At 61.3% G+C, this 13,552-nt stretch carries 10 protein-coding genes and 2 pseudogenes; 7 read left to right on the forward strand and 5 right to left on the reverse strand.

From position 1 onward, the window contains the following. The first annotated feature begins 197 nt into the window (after nt 1-197). Nucleotides 198-2,000: an acyl-CoA dehydrogenase gene (locus ACVWZP_RS18140; protein WP_261754550.1), complete on the forward strand. Its 1,803-nt coding sequence runs from the start codon at nt 198-200 to the stop codon at nt 1,998-2,000. Here the strand turns inward: ACVWZP_RS18140 and ACVWZP_RS18145 are convergent. Together ACVWZP_RS18145 and ACVWZP_RS18150 are read right to left on the reverse strand one after the other, a co-directional pair. After that, nucleotides 1,997-2,290: a cell division protein ZapA gene (locus ACVWZP_RS18145; RefSeq protein WP_017849820.1), complete on the reverse strand. Its 294-nt coding sequence runs from the start codon at nt 2,288-2,290 to the stop codon at nt 1,997-1,999. The two genes, ACVWZP_RS18140 and ACVWZP_RS18145, sit on opposite strands and share 4 nt — an antisense overlap. After that, the gene (locus ACVWZP_RS18150; RefSeq protein WP_017849821.1) at nt 2,287-2,517 is read right to left on the reverse strand and encodes a hypothetical protein; all 231 of its coding nucleotides are present in this window, start codon (nt 2,515-2,517) and stop codon (nt 2,287-2,289) included. The genes ACVWZP_RS18145 and ACVWZP_RS18150 overlap by 4 nt, the downstream gene beginning before the upstream one ends. A 342-nt stretch (nt 2,518-2,859) precedes the next feature. Between ACVWZP_RS18150 and ACVWZP_RS18155 the strand changes: the two are divergent. The 5 genes and pseudogenes from ACVWZP_RS18155 to selO all read left to right on the forward strand — a co-directional run. Then, a pseudogene (locus tag ACVWZP_RS18155) lies at nt 2,860-3,516 on the forward strand (MCP four helix bundle domain-containing protein); the annotation flags it as partial. Between the two features lie 303 nt (nt 3,517-3,819). Then, nucleotides 3,820-4,419: pseudogene (locus ACVWZP_RS18160) on the forward strand (methyl-accepting chemotaxis protein); the annotation flags it as partial. 231 nt (nt 4,420-4,650) lie between these two features. Beyond that, nucleotides 4,651-6,393 carry a potassium/proton antiporter gene (locus tag ACVWZP_RS18165; protein ID WP_046384946.1) on the forward strand — a complete coding sequence of 581 codons (1,743 nt, stop codon included), beginning with the start codon at nt 4,651-4,653 and terminating at the stop codon, nt 6,391-6,393. Nucleotides 6,394-6,442: 49 nt separating this feature from the next. Then, the gene (gene mscK, locus ACVWZP_RS18170) at nt 6,443-9,826 is read left to right on the forward strand and encodes a mechanosensitive channel MscK (protein ID WP_046384947.1); all 3,384 of its coding nucleotides are present in this window, start codon (nt 6,443-6,445) and stop codon (nt 9,824-9,826) included. 48 nt (nt 9,827-9,874) lie between these two features. After that, nucleotides 9,875-11,338: a protein adenylyltransferase SelO gene (gene selO, locus ACVWZP_RS18175; protein ID WP_057003646.1), complete on the forward strand. Its 1,464-nt coding sequence runs from the start codon at nt 9,875-9,877 to the stop codon at nt 11,336-11,338. A gap of 6 nt (nt 11,339-11,344) precedes the next feature. Here the strand turns inward: selO and ACVWZP_RS18180 are convergent, their stop codons facing one another. Both ACVWZP_RS18180 and ACVWZP_RS18185 read right to left on the reverse strand, forming a co-directional pair. Further along, the gene (locus tag ACVWZP_RS18180; protein ID WP_046384949.1) at nt 11,345-11,746 is read right to left on the reverse strand and encodes a helix-turn-helix domain-containing protein; all 402 of its coding nucleotides are present in this window, start codon (nt 11,744-11,746) and stop codon (nt 11,345-11,347) included. Continuing rightward, complete coding sequence (locus ACVWZP_RS18185) at nt 11,743-12,039, reverse strand: type II toxin-antitoxin system HigB family toxin (protein ID WP_457369991.1); 297 nt, start codon at nt 12,037-12,039, stop codon at nt 11,743-11,745. The genes ACVWZP_RS18180 and ACVWZP_RS18185 overlap by 4 nt, the downstream gene beginning before the upstream one ends. Nucleotides 12,040-12,277: 238 nt before the next feature. Here ACVWZP_RS18185 and trxC point away from each other — a divergent pair, with 238 nt between their 5' ends. Further along, nucleotides 12,278-12,712, forward strand: coding sequence for a thioredoxin TrxC (gene trxC, locus ACVWZP_RS18190; RefSeq protein WP_017849828.1), 435 nt, complete (start codon nt 12,278-12,280; stop codon nt 12,710-12,712). Between the two features lie 41 nt (nt 12,713-12,753). Here the strand turns inward: trxC and ACVWZP_RS18195 are convergent, their stop codons facing one another. Beyond that, the gene (locus ACVWZP_RS18195; RefSeq protein WP_017849829.1) at nt 12,754-13,524 is read right to left on the reverse strand and encodes a ParA family protein; all 771 of its coding nucleotides are present in this window, start codon (nt 13,522-13,524) and stop codon (nt 12,754-12,756) included. Nucleotides 13,525-13,552 lie beyond the last annotated feature (28 nt).

A 13,552-nucleotide genomic window follows, 5' to 3' on the forward strand; every position in this document is an offset into this window, starting at 1 on the left:
ACTTGCCCCCGATGGCGGTGGATCAGTAACAGCTGAACTGACTGACACACTGCAATCGGGGGCAAGCCCCCTCCCACATTTGGCTGTATTTCAATTCCTCGTCCGCGTTCTGCCCCTCCATCACCCAGATCAATCTTGCTATCCAGCCTCTATTCGCGCACTTAGACTCAGGCTCCTTCCCACACAGGTAAGCCGCCATGTCCGAGACGCTCCTCAGTTCCCGCAATCTGGCTTTCGAGCTGTACGAAGTCCTCGATGCCGAGGGCCTGACCCAGCGCGAGCGGTTTGCCGAACATAATCGCGAAACCTTCGACGCGGCCATCAGTACCGCCCGCACCATTGCCGAAAAGTACTTCGCACCGCATAACCGCAAAAACGACGAAAACGAACCGCGCTACGAGGACGGCAAGGCCATCCTGATCCCGGAAGTCAAACCGGCCGTGGACGCCTTCCTGGAAGCCGGCTTCCTCAATGCTGCGCGCAGTTTCGAAGCCGGCGGCATGCAGTTGCCGACATTGCTGTCCCAGGCCTGCTTCGCGCACTTCCAGGCGGCCAACGCGGCGTCAACGTCCTACCCGTTCCTGACCATGGGCGCCGCCAACCTGATCGAAAGTTTCGGCACCGAGGAGCAGAAGCAACGCTTCCTGCAGCCGATGATCGAGGGCCGCTTCTTCGGCACCATGGCCCTGACCGAGCCGCATGCCGGCTCGTCGCTGTCGGACATTCGTACCCGCGCAGAGCCTGCGGCGGACGGCAGCTATCGGCTCAAGGGCAACAAGATCTTTATCTCCGGCGGCGACCACCCGCTGTCGGAAAACATCGTGCATATGGTGCTGGCCAAACTGCCGGACGCGCCGGCCGGGGTGAAGGGCATTTCGCTGTTTATCGTGCCCAAATTCCTGGTCAACGACGATGGCAGCCTGGGTGAGCGCAACGATGTGCTGCTGGCCGGGCTGTTTCACAAGATGGGTTGGCGCGGCACCACGTCCACGGCGCTGAATTTCGGCGATAACGGGCACTGTGTCGGCTATCTGGTGGGCAAACCGCACCAGGGCCTGAGCTGCATGTTCCAGATGATGAACGAAGCGCGCATCGGCGTCGGCATGGGCGCGGTGATGCTCGGTTACGCCGGCTACCTGTATTCCCTGGAATACGCCCGCGAACGCCCGCAAGGCCGCCTGCCGGACAGCAAAGACCCGAGTACCGCGCCGGTGTCGATCATCCAGCACGCCGATATCAAACGCATGTTGCTGACCCAGAAAGCCTACGTCGAAGGCGCCTTCGACCTCGGCCTGTTTGCCGCGCGCCTGTTCGACGACACCACCACCCTGGCAACCGACGTCGAACGCAAGCACGCTCACGAACTGCTCGACCTGCTGACGCCGATCGTCAAATCCTGGCCCTCGGAGTTCTGCCTCAAGGCCAACGAGCTGGCGATCCAGATCCTCGGCGGCCACGGCTACACCCGCGAATACCCGGTGGAACAGTATTACCGCGACAACCGCCTCAACCCGATCCATGAAGGCACCCACGGTATCCAGTCCCTCGACCTGCTGGGGCGCAAGCTCGCGCAAAACGGCGGCGCAGGCCTGAAGCAACTGATTCGGTTGATCGCCGAAACAGGCGCACGGGCGCAGCAATATCCATCGCTGAAGGCCATGAGAGAACCGCTGGAACAGTTGGTGGCACGCCTGCAAAGCGTGACGATCGGCCTGCTGACGGATCTCGCCCAAGGCAAGGTCAACAGCAGCCTGGCGAATTCGGCGCTGTACCTGAAGGTGTTCGGGCACACGGTGATTGGCTGGCGCTGGCTGGAGCAGGCGATTCGCGCCGAAGAAGGCCTGGCCAAGGGCAATGCGGCGGACACCGCGTTCTATAAAGGCAAGCTCCAGGCGGCCCGCTACTTCCTGACCTGGGAAGTACCGGGCTGCCATCATGAACTGGCAATACTGGAGGCCCGCGACGATACGTGCCTCGGCATGCAGGATGAGTGGTTCTAAGGCTGTCCGATAGCCTTGGAAATCACCTCGACCGTGGCGCTGACTTGCTCTTGGTAACGGTCGAGTTCCTGCTGGTGACGCTGTTGCATTTCGATCTGCTCGGCGCACAGGTTCAGCGCGGCCAGTACCAATAGCTTGTCACCGATCAGGGTCGGGTACTTTTTCTTGGTGGTGGCCAGGGAGGCCTTGAGCAGGGTCACGGCGTGCATCAGGGTTTGATCTTCCCCGGCCGGAGCCTTGATCGAGTAATCCTCTCCGAGAATCGAAACGACCTTTATCCCTTCGTTCATGCGCTGACAGGCCCTGCGCTCACACGCTCAACCAACGCCTGGATACGCGCAGCGGTCGCGCCGTTCTTTTCTTCCTGTTCCATCAGGTTCAATTGCAGGCTGTCATTCTCATCCTTGGCGCGGGCCAATTGCGCCTTGAGGGATTCATTGGTGCCCAGCAGGTCTTGATTCTGCTGTACCAGGTCGCTGACCAGTTGTTCCAGTTGGCTGAGGGATGCTTCTAACATTTTGATTTCCTGGGCTTTTTAAAAGGGCGGTGACGATAAAGAAAATTCACCTCGGATGCCAGGGTTATCCCCGGCGCGCAGCCCGATTGTTAAGGGCCGGGCCGCACTTTCGAGCCTTAGTGACTGCATTTCCCCCATCTGGTTCCTGAATCGACCCGGCCCCTCGTCAGATGCGATAAAAACACACGCCACTTTAGACTTTAGTCGTACTGCCGATAGGTAATACTCACCCTGTCTCATAGCCGCATGGATCGCGCTTCTTCCCAGGACTCCCGCATGTCTCTTCGTAATATGAATATCGCGCCGCGCGCGTTCCTAGGCTTCGCGTTGATTGGTGCACTCATGTTGTTTCTCGGTGTGTTCGCCCTGAACCAAATGAGCAAAATCCGCGCGGCGGCAGAAGACATCACGCTGTCCAGCGTGCCGAGTATTCGCGCCCTCGATGAGTTCACCCAGCTGACATTGCGCCTGCGGGTGCTGTCATACCGCTTGCTGACCAACCGCGGGCCAGACGTGCAGCAAAAAACCCTGGAAACCATCGAACAGCGCAACCAGCAGATTCGGACCGCCCAGGGCATCTACGAAAAACTCATCGACAGCAGCGAAGAACGCGCGGCCTACGACGAATACGTGCGCCTGCTAGCCCAGTACCATCAGATCGAAGAGCGCATGAAGAGCATGTCGCGGGCCAATCAGGTCGACGAGCTGCGCGAGTTGCTCAACAGCGAGTTGCTGAGCAACGCCGAGCAGACCAACGCCGTGCTGGCGCGCCTGGCGGACATCAACAACAAGATGGCCCTGACCACCAATCAGCAGGCCAAAGACCAATACAACCTGGCCTTCGACCTGGTGGTTGGGCTGCTGGTCATCGCCACGACGCTGACCCTGTTGTTCGCCTGGCTGCTGACCCGCAGCATCACCCTGCCGATCGCCCAGGCCCTGGACGCGGCTGAAGAAATCGCCGAAGGCAACCTGACACGCCCGATCAAGGTCGATGGCCACGACGAAGCCGGCCGCCTGCTGGCTGCCATGGCCAAGATGCAGGACAAGCTGCGCGACACCCTGCAACGCATCGCCGGCTCGGCCACTCAGTTGGCTTCTGCCGCCGAAGAGCTTAACGCCGTGACCGACGAAAGCGCCCGTGGCCTGACCCAACAAAACAACGAAATCGAACAGGCCGCCACCGCGGTCAACGAGATGACCAGCGCCGTCGAGGAAGTCGCGCGCAATGCGGTGAGCACCTCCGAGGCCTCGCGCAACGCCACCACCTCCGCCGGTGACGGCCGCGACCTGGTGCAGGAAACCGTCAGCGCCATCGAGCGCATGAGCGGCGACGTGCAAGCCACCGCGACGCTAATCGGCGACCTGGCCAATGAGTCGCGCGACATCGGCAAGGTGCTCGACGTGATTCGTGGCCTTGCCGACCAGACCAACCTGCTGGCCCTGAACGCGGCGATTGAAGCCGCACGCGCCGGGGAAGCCGGCCGTGGCTTTGCCGTAGTGGCCGACGAAGTGCGTGCGCTGGCGCATCGCACCCAGCAGTCGACCAGCGAGATCGAACGGATGATCGGCAGTATCCAGGCCGGCACCGAGCATGCCGTGGATTCGATGCGCAACAGCACCGAGCGCGCGGAATCGACGCTGAACATCGCCAAAGGCGCGGGGATGTCGCTGGATACGATCAACACGGCGATTGTCGAGATCAATGAACGCAACCTGGTGATCGCCAGCGCGGCGGAGGAACAGGCGCAGGTGGCACGGGAAGTGGACCGCAACCTGGTGAACATTCGTGATCTGTCGGTGCAATCGGCAACCGGCGCCGGCCAGACCAGTGCTGCGAGCAGCGAATTGTCGCGCCTGGCGGTGGACTTGAACGGGATGGTCGGGCGGTTTCGCCTCTAAAGATGTGGGAGGGGCGGTGCGACGATTCGACTTGCCCCCGATTGCGGTGGGTCAGCTGTAGATAAGCTAGCTGACAAATCGCAATCGGGGGCAAGCCCCCTCCCACATTTAGATCGGCGCCCGTCGCTAAAAGCTTTTTGACAGCGCGGCAATTCAACAGGTTAGAATCGCTGGCACGCAGACTGCATGGTCAGAATGCGTCCGTCTTATTTTGCCCATGGAGTACTGCCTTTGAATGCGACCACCATCAACAGCCTGTTCTTGATCGGCGCGTTGCTGGTGAGTGCGAGCATTCTGGTGAGCTCTCTTTCGTCCCGCCTGGGCATTCCGATCCTGGTGATCATCCTGGCCGTGGGCATGGTCGCCGGCGTCGACGGCGGCGGCATCATCTTCGATAACTACCCGACCGCCTACCTGGTGGGCAACCTCGCCCTGGCCGTGATCCTGCTCGACGGCGGCTTGCGCACCCGGGTGGCGAGTTTTCGCGTGGCACTCTGGCCGGCGTTGTCGCTGGCCACGGTGGGGGTGTTGATTACCACCGGCCTCACTGGCATGGCCGCGGCCTGGCTGTTTGACCTCAACATCATTCAAGGCTTGCTGATCGGCGCGATTGTCGGCTCCACCGACGCCGCCGCGGTGTTCTCGCTGCTCGGCGGCAAGGGGCTCAACGAACGGGTCTCCGCCAGCCTGGAAATCGAATCCGGCAGCAACGACCCGATGGCAGTGTTCCTCACCGTCACCCTGATCGACATGCTCGCCAGCGGCCAGACCGGCCTGCACTGGAACCTGCTGTTGCACCTGGTGCGCGAGTTCGGCATCGGCGGCCTCATCGGCCTGGGCGGCGGCTGGCTGATGCTGCAGATGGTCAACCGCATCAACCTGGCAAACGGCCTGTACCCGATCCTGGTGATCGCCGGCGGCCTGTTCGTCTTCGCCCTGACCAACGCCCTGCACGGCAGCGGCTTCCTCGCCGTGTACCTGTGCGGCCTGGTGATCGGCAACCGCCCGGTACGCAGCCGTCATGGCATTTTGCATATGCTCGACGGCATGGCCTGGCTCGCCCAGATCGGCATGTTCCTGGTGCTGGGCCTGCTGGTCACGCCCCACGACCTGCTGCCGATTGCGCTGCCCGCCCTGGGCCTGGCGCTGTGGATGATCCTGTTTGCGCGGCCGCTGTCGGTGATGGTCGGCCTGCTGCCGTTCAAGGCGTTCCACGGCCGCGAAAAAGCCTTTATCGCCTGGGTCGGCCTGCGCGGCGCGGTGCCGATCATTCTTGCGGTGTTCCCGCTGATGGCCGGCCTGCCCCATGCACAGCTGTACTTCAACCTGGCGTTCTTTATCGTGCTGGTCTCGCTGCTGGTGCAAGGCACCAGCCTGCCGTGGGTCGCCAAGCTGCTGAAAGTGACCGTGCCACCGGAGCCGGCGCCGATTTCCCGCGCCGCCCTGGAAGTTCACGTCACCAGTGAGTGGGAGCTGTTCGTCTACCGCCTGGGCGCGGAAAAATGGTGCATCGGCGCAGCCCTGCGCGAGCTGAAAATGCCCGAAGGCACGCGTATCGCTGCACTGTTCCGTGGCCAGCAACTGCTCCATCCGTCGGGTAGTACGGTGCTGGAAGCCGACGATCTGCTCTGTGTGATCGGTCACGAACACAACCTGCCAGCCCTGGGCAAACTGTTCAGCCAGGCGCCGCAACGCGGCTTGGATTTGCGCTTCTTCGGCGACTTCATCCTCGAAGGCGACGCCCAACTGGGCGCAGTCTCGGCGCTGTACGGCCTGCAACTCGAAGGCATCGACCCGGACATGCCATTGAGCCACTTCATCACCCAGAAAGTCGGCGGCGCGCCGGTGGTCGGCGACCAGGTGGAGTGGAACAACACGATCTGGACCGTCGCCGTCATGGACGGGAACAAGATTGGCAAAGTCGGCGTCAGATTCCCCGAAGGAAGTCGCCCGGGCCCCGGACTCTTCCTCTAAACTGCGGGGCAATACTGCCCCGATTCTTCACCTTGCTCGACCGGTCTCTATGCCAACCCTGCGCACTTTTCTCGCCACTGCCCTGCTGGGCCTGACCCTTTGTGTCGGCAGCGTATACGCCGCCGACCCGCCCAGCGCCGACGCTATCCAGCAAACCCTGGACAAGCTGCCCGACCGCAAGCTGCCCGACGCCGACATGAAGGCGCTGCAGGCGATCCTGCAGCAGACGCTGACTCACCTGGGCAACAAGCAGGATTACGAGCAGCGCCTGGTCGATCTCAAGCGCCAGTTGCAAGACGCCCCGCGCCAGACCAGCGAAAACCAGCGCGAACTGACCCGGCTCAAGGCCACCAAAGTCGTCCCGGTGGCCCAGCGCTACGCCACCTTGCCGGTGCCGCAACTGGAACAACTGCTGGTGCAGCGCACCACCCAGCAAGGCGACCTGCAAAAAGACCTGGCCGACGCCAACAGCCTGACCATCGCCGCCCAGACCCGCCCCGAGCGCGCGCAGACCGAAATCAGCAGCAGCCAGACGCGCATCCAGCAGATCAACGCGACCCTCAAGGCCGGCAAGGACAATGGCAAAACCCTCAGCGCCGACCAACGCAACCAGTTGAACGCCGAACTGGCGTCGCTGAATGCCCTGATCCCACTGCGCCGCCAGGAACTGGCCGGCAACAGCCAACTGCAAGACCTGGGCAACAGCCAGCATGACCTGGTGGTGGAAAAAACCGCGCGCCTGGAACAAGAGATCCAGGACCTGCAAACCCTGATCAACCAGAAACGCCTGGCCCAGTCCCAGCAGACGGTGACCCAACAGTCCATCGAAGCGCAGAAAGCCGGCAGCAGCAGCCTGTTGGCCACGGAAAGCGCGGCCAACCTGAAGCTGTCCGACTACCTGCTCAAAAGCACCGACCGCCTCAACGACCTGACCCAGAAGAACCTGCAGACCAAGCAGCAACTGGACACCGTGACCCAGAGCGACTCGGCGCTGGACGAACAGATCAACGTGCTCAAGGGCAGCCTGCTGCTGTCGAAGATTCTGTACAAACAGAAACAGGCCTTGCCGCGCCTCACGGTCGACCGCAACCTCGCCGACGACATCGCCAACATTCGCCTGTACCAGTTCGAGGTCAACCAGCAGCGCGAACTGATCAGCTCGCCCAGCACCTATGTGGATAACCTGCTGGCCAACCAGCCGCCGGATGAGGTCACCCCGCAATTGCGGCGCACTCTGCTGGAACTGGCGATCACCCGCAGCGACCTGCTCGAGCGCCTGAGCCGCGAACTGAGCGCGCTGCTCAATGAATCGATCACCCTGCAACTGAACCAGAAACAACTGCTGAGCACCGCCACCACCCTGCGTGCGACCCTCGATGAGCAGATGTTCTGGATTCCCAGCAACAAGCCGCTGGACACCGAGTGGCTGGAAACCGTCCCGGATCACCTGAGCAAGCAAGTCACCTCCCTGCCCTGGGCCTCCAGCGTCAGCGAACTGTACGACGGCCTGACCCAGCGCCCGCTGCTGTTCCTGCCGTTGCTGCTGTTGATCGGCGCACTGTTGTGGCGGCGCAATGCCTTGTACGCGCGGCTGAAAAAGGTGCACATGGACATCGGCCACTTCAAGCGTGACAGCCAATGGCACACGCCCCAGGCGATCCTGGTGAATATCCTGCTGGCCATGCCCGTGGCCTTGGGCCTGGCGTTATGCGGTTATGCGTTGCAGATCGATGCCCGCGGGCAAAACGCCAACCTGGGTGCCGCGCTGTTGCAGATCGCCCAGGCGTGGTTGGTGTTCTACACCGCCTACCGAATCCTCGCGCCAGGCGGCGTCGCCGAATTGCACTTCCGCTGGGAACGACCGCAGGTCGCATTCCTGCAAGGTTGGGTACGCAAGCTCGGGCTGGTGGTGCTGGCGCTGGTGGCCGTGGTGGCCATTGCCGAGCACCAGCCGGCAGCCCTGGCCGACGACGTGCTGGGCATCGGCGTGGTGCTGACCTGCTATGCGCTGATGGCCTGGCTGCTGGGTCGCCTGCTGTTGCACAGCACGACCCACGAGAAAGCCTCACTGTTCCGCAAAACCGCGGGCCTGTTGTTTACCGCGCTGCCCATCGCACTGTTTATCGCCGTGTGCTTCGGCTATTACTACACCGCGCTGAAGCTCAGCGACCGGTTGATCAACACCCTGTACCTGTTGATGTTCTGGCTGGTGATCGAAGCCACATTCGCCCGCGGCCTGGGCGTCGCCGCCCGGCGCCTGGCCTATTCGCGGGCATTGGCAAAACGCCAGGCCGCCAAGGAAGCCGGCGAAGGCGAAGCGGTGATCGAAGAGCCGACCCTGGACATCGAACAGGTCAACGAACAATCCATGCGCCTGATCCGCCTGGCCCTGCTCGGCGGCTTCATCGCGGCGCTGTACTGGGTGTGGTCGGACCTGATCTCGGTGTTCTCCTACCTCGACAACGTCACCCTCTACGAATACACCAGCGGCACCGGGGCCAATATCAGCATGGTGCCGATCAGCATCGGCGACATGCTCGGCGCGCTGATCATCATCGGCATCACCTTCGCCCTGGCGCGCAACCTGCCCGGCTTGCTGGAAGTGCTGGTGCTGTCCAAGCTGGACCTGGCCCAGGGCAGCGCCTACGCCACCACCACGTTGCTGTCCTACGTGATTGCCGGCGTGGGGTTTGTGGCGACCCTATCGACCCTCGGCGTGAGCTGGGACAAGTTGCAATGGCTGGTGGCGGCGCTGTCGGTGGGCCTGGGCTTCGGTATGCAGGAGATCTTCGCCAACTTTATCTCCGGCATCATGATCCTGTTCGAGCGCCCGGTGCGGATCGGCGACACCATCACCATCGGCAACCTGTCGGGCACGGTGAGCAAGATCCGCATCCGCGCCACCACCATCACCGACTTCGACCGCAAGGACATCATTGTCCCGAACAAGACGTTCATCACCGGGCAACTGATCAACTGGTCGCTGACCGACACCATCACCCGGGTCACCCTCAAGCTCGGCGTGGACTACGGCTCCGACCTCGACCTGGTGAAAGCCCTGTTGCTCCAGGCCGCGCGCGAAAACCCGCGGGTGCTGAAAGAACCCGAACCCCACGTGTACTTCCTCAACTTCGGCGAAAGCACCCTCGACCACGAACTGCGCATGCACGTGCGCGACCTCGGTGACCGCAACCCGGTGATCGACGAGGTGAACCGTTTTATCAACCGCGAGTTCAAGAACAACCACATCAACATCTCGTTCCGGCAGATGGAGGTTTACCTGAAGAACCTGCACGGCCAGGAGTACAAGCTGGTGCCGGTAGAAGACGAAAAACGCACCATCGCCAACCCGGCCGAGACGCACGACGCACCGGAACCGCCGCCGGGCAAAGTGGTGGACGCCCCCGAGCCGCCACCCTCCAAGCTCGACTAAAACGCCTATCCCCAGCAGAATGCTCGGACATTCTGCTGGAGATGGCCGGTGAAAGCCCTCGACGAACTGACCTTCGACAATCGCTTCGCACGCCTGGGCGACGCGTTCTCAACCCACGTCCTGCCCGAGCCACTCGACGAACCGCGCCTGGTCGTGGCGAGCGACGCCGCCATGGCCCTGCTCGACCTCGACCCGGCCGTGGCCGAAACGCCGGTGTTCGCCGAACTGTTCGGCGGCCACAAGCTGTGGGCCGAAGCCGAACCGCGGGCGATGGTGTATTCCGGGCATCAGTTCGGCTCCTACAACCCGCAGTTGGGCGATGGCCGTGGCTTGCTGCTCGGCGAGGTGTATAACCGCGCCGGCGAACACTGGGACTTGCACCTCAAGGGCGCCGGGCAGACGCCGTACTCGCGGATGGGCGATGGCCGCGCCGTGCTGCGCTCTTCGATTCGGGAGTTTCTGGCGTCAGAAGCCCTGCATGCATTGAACATCCCTAGCAGCCGGGCGCTGTGTGTGATCGGCTCGAGCACGCCGGTTTGGCGCGAGAAGCAGGAACGCGGGGCGATGGTGTTGCGCCTGGCCCGTAGCCATGTGCGCTTCGGTCATTTCGAATACTTCTACTACACCCAGAAGACCGAGCAGCAGGCGGCACTGGCCGAGCACGTGTTGAAGCTGCACTTCCCCGAGTGCCGGGAACAGCCCGAACCGTACCTGGCGATGTTCCGCGAAGTCGTCGAACGCAACGCCGCACTGATCGCCAAATGGCAGGCCTATGGCTTCTGCCATGGGGTGATGAACACCGACAACATGTCGATACTCGGCATCACCTTCGATTTCGGGCCGTTTGCGTTTCTCGACGATTTTGACGCGCACTTCGTCTGCAACCACTCCGATCATGAAGGGCGCTACTCCTTCAGCAATCAGGTGCCGATCGGGCAGTGGAACCTCAGCGCGCTGGCGCAGGCGCTCACACCGTTTATCAGCGTCGACGCCTTGAAGGAAACCCTCGGCCTGTACCTGCCGCTGTACCAGGCGCACTACCTGGACCTGATGCGCCGCCGGCTGGGGCTGACCAGCGCCGAAGACGATGACCAGAAACTGCTGGAGCGCCTGCTGCAATTGATGCAGAACAGCGGCGTGGACTACACGCTGTTCTTCCGCCGCCTGGGCGATGAACCGGCGGCGCTCGCAGTGGCGCGGTTGCGCGACGAGTTTGTCGACAGGAACGGCTTCGATGCCTGGGCGGACGCGTACAAGGCCCGCGTGGCGCGCGATGGCGAGTACAGCGAAGAACAGCGCCGAGCACGGATGCATGCGGTCAACCCGCTGTACATCCTGCGCAACTACCTCGCACAGAACGCCATCACCGCCGCCGAGTCTGGGGATTACAGCGAAGTGCGGCGGCTGCATGAGGTGTTGCGCAAACCGTTCGAGGAGCAGGCCGGGATGGAGCAGTACGCGCAGCGGCCGCCGGATTGGGGCAAGCATTTGGAGATCAGTTGTTCTTCGTAGAGTCGGCTAGATGAACGTCTCCACGGAAACCCCAAAGCGTTCGGCCAACCATTTAATCTGTCGCAGATTGAGCTTACGCTTACCGCTCAGAATCTCGGAAACGACTGACTGTTTGCCTAAGCCTGGCAGATCACTTTGATTCAAGCCGTGTTCGCGCATCATCGCGCGCAACACGTCAACACCACTGACGATGGGCATCGGACGATGCTCGTGATCGTAGGCTTCGATCCAGTCACTGAGAATATCCACCAAACTCATAAGCGGATTTGATTCGTCCTCCCCGACCAAATCCAGCAACTCGTCGAGGGCAGCAACCAGTGCATCGTAATCCGCCTCGTTTTTTGGCTTGCGCAGTAATGGTGAAACAAATTGCCAATGTTCAGCGGCGAGCTGAATGAGTGCGCTCATCTGATTGTCTCCTTCCACTTGTCTTGTTCGTATTCGCGGTGATCGAGCAGATGCTTGATGTAAATTCGTTGTGCTGGGTACCGCACGAAAGCAATTAACCTCAGTTTATTGCCACCGATGTCGAACACATGGAACTGCCCGACTTTATCCGTCGCAGGAAAAATGCCTTTCATTGACGCGAAATCTCCTGAGCTATTGCGCTTTATCCGTCGGTACCACTCATCCAAAGCACTCGCTGAGCGCGGCCACTTTTCCTTTGCTTCCCAGATCCTTTTCTCACTAATCACTCGCATGCAACATCCTTATCGCATCTTGCTATGAAGGTTAAACCCGAACTCAAACTATCGCAATTTGCTATAACCGCAAACAGACAGATGGCGGGAAACAGAACGCGCTCCAACAGCCTAGATAAGCGGCTTCACATCGACATGGCAGAAACTGTGAACGGATGAGTCACCGCTCCCACGCCTTGATAAACCCCAGACCTGACTCCAAATAGGATCTATTGGCCAGTCTCAAAGGAGCGCCACCATGTCCAACCCTCTCGTCATTCCCTGCCCGCACTGCAACGGCCTCAATCGCATCCCCGGCGAACGCCTGGGCGATGCGCCGAAGTGCGGGCGCTGCAAGCAGCCGGTGCTGCTGAACAAACCTTTTGAACTGAAACAGGGCGACTACGCCAGCCAGATCAAGGGCGACCTGCCGTTGCTGGTGGATGTGTGGGCCGATTGGTGCGGGCCGTGCAAGTCGTTCGCACCCATCTTCGAGCAGGCCGCTGCGCAGTTGGAAGGCAAGTGCCGGTTGGCCAAGCTGGACAGCGAGGCCAATCAGCAGTTGTCGGCGCAGTTGGGGATTCGCTCGATTCCCAGCTTGATTCTGTTCAAGAACGGCCGCGAAGTGGCGCGTCAGAGTGGGGCGTTTCCGTTACCGCAGTTGATGAGCTGGTTGCGTAGCCAAGGGGTGTAACTCGACCTTGAGCACAACGCAGGCCAGTGTGGTGCTTTAGGTCAGGCGTTTTCCAGCAGGTTATGCAACTCCACAAACTGCTGCGTCAGCTTGTGCCGTGGGTCCAGGTGGATCAGCGGCTTGTTCTGCTGGTGCGACTCACGCATGCGTACCGAACTCGCCAGGTACACCGGCAGCACCGGCAAGCCTTCGGCAATCAACTCATCGAGCATCTGCTGCGGCAAGCTCGCCCGCGCCTGGAACTGGTTGACCACGATGCCTTCGACTTCCAGGCCTTCGTTGTGGTCCTCCTTCAATTCTTCGATTTCCGCCAGCAGGCCATACAGCGCCTGGCGCGAGAAACTGTCGCAATCGAAGGGGATCAACACACGATCAGCAGCAATCAGCGCCGAAACCGCATAAAAATTCAACGCTGGCGGGGTATCCAGGTAAATCCGGTCGTAGTCTTCGCTCAGTTCATCCAGCAGCTTTCGCAGCTTGTTGATCTTGTGCTTGGCTTCGAGCTTGGGCTGCAAGTCCGCCAGCTCAGCGGTGGCGGTGATCACGTGCAGGTTGTCGAAGGGCGTTTCGTAGATATCCACCCGGTTTTTCTTGGCGAACGGCCCGGAAGACAGGGTTTGCTTGAAGAACTCGGCAATACCCATCGGTATATCGTCGCCGGTCAGCCCGGTGAGGTACTGAGTAGAGTTGGCTTGTGCATCGAGGTCCACCAACAGGGTTCGATAACCTTCACTGGCGCTGACCGCCGCCAGGTTGCAGGCGATGCTGGACTTGCCAACCCCGCCTTTTTGATTGAACACCACGCGCCGCATGGAAAAACCTCCGTGTACCAATGAATGC

It is taken from the genome of Pseudomonas sp. TE36184, assembly GCF_054060055.1.

Coding starts and splice junctions, on each gene's coding strand:
- ACVWZP_RS18140 (WP_261754550.1), top strand. CDS start 198: ATGTCCGAGACGCTCCTCAGTTCCCGCAATCTGGCTTTCGAGCTGTAC.
- ACVWZP_RS18145 (WP_017849820.1), bottom strand. CDS start 2,290: ATGAACGAAGGGATAAAGGTCGTTTCGATTCTCGGAGAGGATTACTCG.
- ACVWZP_RS18150 (WP_017849821.1), bottom strand. CDS start 2,517: ATGTTAGAAGCATCCCTCAGCCAACTGGAACAACTGGTCAGCGACCTG.
- mscK (WP_046384947.1), top strand. CDS start 6,443: ATGCCAACCCTGCGCACTTTTCTCGCCACTGCCCTGCTGGGCCTGACC.
- ACVWZP_RS18180 (WP_046384949.1), bottom strand. CDS start 11,746: ATGAGCGCACTCATTCAGCTCGCCGCTGAACATTGGCAATTTGTTTCA.
- ACVWZP_RS18185 (WP_457369991.1), bottom strand. CDS start 12,039: ATGCGAGTGATTAGTGAGAAAAGGATCTGGGAAGCAAAGGAAAAGTGG.
- trxC (WP_017849828.1), top strand. CDS start 12,278: ATGTCCAACCCTCTCGTCATTCCCTGCCCGCACTGCAACGGCCTCAAT.
- ACVWZP_RS18195 (WP_017849829.1), bottom strand. CDS start 13,524: ATGCGGCGCGTGGTGTTCAATCAAAAAGGCGGGGTTGGCAAGTCCAGC.